The organism is Accumulibacter sp., assembly GCF_032229525.1.
Classification (GTDB): Bacteria; Pseudomonadota; Gammaproteobacteria; order Burkholderiales; family Rhodocyclaceae; genus Accumulibacter.
This window is the reverse complement of record NZ_JAVTWB010000032.1, coordinates 1-3,111: the sequence shown is the minus strand read 5'-3', so window position 1 is coordinate 3,111 and position 3,111 is coordinate 1. Positions and strand designations below refer to the sequence as shown.

At 64.2% G+C, this 3,111-nt stretch carries 3 protein-coding genes; all 3 read left to right on the top strand.

Translation table 11 applies throughout. The annotated features are described in order from the left end of the window. Positions 1 to 205 precede the first annotated feature (205 nt). Genes istA through RUW20_RS02285 form a run of 3 tightly spaced genes read left to right on the top strand, consistent with a single transcriptional unit; the run spans position 206 to position 2,656 of the window. Positions 206 to 1,705, top strand: a complete 1,500-nt coding sequence (istA, locus tag RUW20_RS02295; protein WP_313950578.1) for an IS21 family transposase — start codon at positions 206 to 208, stop codon at positions 1,703 to 1,705. After that, complete coding sequence (gene istB / locus RUW20_RS02290; protein ID WP_313950577.1) at positions 1,695 to 2,447, top strand: IS21-like element helper ATPase IstB; 753 nt, start codon at positions 1,695 to 1,697, stop codon at positions 2,445 to 2,447. Before istA ends, istB begins: the two co-directional genes overlap by 11 nt. Further along, positions 2,444 to 2,656, top strand: coding sequence for a hypothetical protein (locus tag RUW20_RS02285; protein ID WP_313950576.1), 213 nt, complete (start codon positions 2,444 to 2,446; stop codon positions 2,654 to 2,656). Before istB ends, RUW20_RS02285 begins: the two co-directional genes overlap by 4 nt. The last annotated feature ends 455 nt before the right edge of the window (positions 2,657 to 3,111 follow it).

The window sequence follows — 3,111 nt, the reverse complement described above, 5'->3', positions numbered from 1 at the left end:
CGCCGTTACCGGGGCCGGCAGCAGAAAGTGACGCATCAGGGTTCCCCACCCAGGGTCGCTCCTGATCAACTTCCCTTTGAACCGACGTTGCCGGTCACACCGCTGCCAGGGCACTGTTGTCGTTGCCATCGTCCCTTGCCGGACGGGGTGCGCCAGAATTTTCTGCAGCGTCGGATTCGCCGTCACCCACCCGACCGGAGAAGACATGGCCCTCAGCCCCGAGATTGAAGTGCAAATCCTGCGCTATTACCACGCCGAACGCTGGCGCATCGGCACCATCGCGACCGAACTGCAAGTGCATCGCGACAGCGTCGCTCGCGTGCTCGCCCAAGCCGGCTTGCCGGCACTCGAACCGGTTCGCCGCCCTTCAGCGATCGATCCCTACCTGCCGTTCATCCTCGCGACCTTGACGCAGTTTCCGCGCCTACGCGCTTCCCGCGTATACGACATGGTCAAGAGTCGCGGCTACCCGGGACGCCCGGATCACTTCCGGCACCTGATCGCCCGCCACCGACCGCGCCCGAAAGCCGAAGCCTACCTGCGTCTGCGCACCTTGCCGGGCGAACAGATGCAGGTCGACTGGGGTCACTTCGGCCACCTGGAGATCGGTCGGGCACGCCGGCCCCTGATGGCCTTCGTCGCCGTCCTCTCCTGGTCGCGGCAGATCTTCCTGCGCTTCTACCTCGGCGCCTACATGGAGAACTTCCTGCGTGGCCACGTCGGCGCGCTGACCGCCTGGGGCGGCTGCCCGCGGGTCGCCCTGTACGACAATCTCAAGAGCGCGGTCCTTGAGCGCCAGGGGTCGGTCATCCGTTTTCACCCAACGCTGCTGGCCCTGTCCAGCCACTACCACTTCGATCCGCGCCCCGTGGCGGTGGCGCGGGGAAATGAGAAAGGCCGCGTGGAGCGGGCCATTCGTTATATCCGAGACGCCTTCTTCGCCGGCCGCCGCTTCACGGATGTGGACGATCTGAATGCGCAGGCGGACGCCTGGGTCAGCGGGCCGGCCGGGGAGCGGCGCTGCCCCGAAGACGAGGCGCTGACGGTCCGTGAGGCTTTCGAGCAGGAGCGAACGCGCCTGCTGACGCTACCGGGGAACGCCTTCCCGACCGACGAGGTCAAGGCTGTCTGCGCCGGCAAGACGCCGTACGTGCGCTTCGACCTGAATGACTACTCGATCCCCCATACCTGCGTGGCGCGCACGCTGACGGTTGCTGCCAGTAGGGATGAGGTGCGCATCCTCGACGGCCAGACCGTGGTCGCGAGGCATCGGCGCAGTTATGATCGCCGGCAACAGATCGAAGTCCCCGAACACATCGCAACCCTGGTTGCGCATAAGCATCAAGCCGCCGCGCATCGCGGCACTGATCATCTGGTGCAGGCGGTACCGACGAGCCGCGAGCTGCTGACGCAAGCGGTTGAACGCGGCGAACCGCTGGGACGCACGGTGCGCGCGCTGACTGAGCTGCTGGAAGCTTACGGCGTGGCCGCCCTGACGGCGGCGATTGCCGACGCCCTGGGGCGTGGCGTGCCGCATCCCAACGCGGTTCGGCTGGCGCTGGAGCAGCGCCGGCAGGCAAAGGCGGAACCGCCGCCGCTGGCGGTGCCTTTGCCGGAGCACGTGAAGCGGCGGGATGTCCCGGTGCGCCCTCACAAGCTCGATGACTACGATCAGCTGATGGAAGGCCAGCCGGATGACGAATGACACCCGCCGCCAACGCGCGACCGCTTTGCAGTTACATGGCATTCTCGCGCATTGGGCCGAGTGTGCCGAGCAGCCTTGGCTGGAGCCTTTGCTGTCCTGGGAGGAAAGCGAACGTGCCCGCCGCTCGCTCGAACGACGGCTGCGCTGCGCCCATATCGGGCGCTTCAAGCCCTTGGCCGATTTCGACTGGGCCTGGCCGCAGCAGTGTGATCAGCGCGCGATCGCGGAACTGCTGACGCTGGACTTCGTGCAGTCGGCCACCAACGTCCTCCTGGTCGGCAGCAGCGGCCTGGGCAAGACGATGATCGCCCAGAACATTGCGCATCAGGCGATCCTGGAGGGGCATACGGTGTTGTTTGCGACGGCCGGGCAGTTGCTCGGTGATCTGGCCGGACTGGACAGTGATTCGGCACTGCGCTACCGCTTGCGTCGCTATGCGGCGCCCGATCTACTGGTCATCGATGAGGTCGGCTATCTGTCTTACTCGAACCGCCACGCGGACTTGCTCTTCGAGTTGATCAACCGGCGCCACGAGAAGAAGAGCACCTTGATCACGACCAACAAGTCGTTCTCGGAATGGTCGGAGGTCTTTCCCAACGCCAGCTGCGTGGTGGCAATGATCGACCGCCTGGTCCATCACGCCGAGATACTCGCCATCAAGGGGGAGTCCTATCGGCGCAAGGAGGCGCAGGAACAGGCCACCGCCAGATCCAGGAAACGCGCGGCGAAAGGGGCGACGTGAAGCTCTATCATCCGCCGTCCGGCCTGCATGACGGTCTCGACTTGCTCATCGATTCTCGCTGGTCGCCCGATCAGGCGTTGGCGATCATCGAGTTGCTGGATGATTTGCGTGATCGGATCTGGGCGCACTACGAGGTCGTTCTGCAGACCAAGTTCCGCGAGGATCGCGTGACACGCCGCGATGTCCTGGTCAGCGACCCGCCGTTCTAACTCGACTCAACACCTTCAAGACTCAGGGGCCCGCCGGGCCCCTGTTTCGTTCACGTCGCACCGCTCGCGTCGACGCCAGAATTGCGCGCATCGACGCAGCCGCTAACAGCGGCCCTTAGAGAGGCTGCTCCACTCCGCAAGCTGCCGGACGGCCTACGTAAGCACTTGGCTTTAACAACGTTTAGTTGCCGGGCCGTCGAGGTCCGCAACGTCCTCGATGTCTACCGATCAGGACTGGACTGCGCCGAACGGCAACCTCTTGGTTCGGCAAACGCCAGCAGTCGACCCTGACCGACCGACACCTTGGGTTCGAGCCCAGGGCCTCGGCACTCGGATAGCATAGTTTCCTTCGTCATACTCGGCAATTGAAAAATCGTTAACTTTCATGGGCTTATGACAAGAGCTTGTAAACCCCTCTGGAATCAGGTCTACTCTCGTCTTTTGGGCAACCGAAA

What these genes read in the sequence shown, in the direction of transcription:
- istA (WP_313950578.1), top strand. Translation starts at nt 206, where the DNA reads ATGGCCCTCAGCCCCGAGATTGAAGTGCAAATCCTGCGCTATTACCAC.
- istB (WP_313950577.1), top strand. Translation starts at nt 1,695, where the DNA reads ATGACGAATGACACCCGCCGCCAACGCGCGACCGCTTTGCAGTTACAT.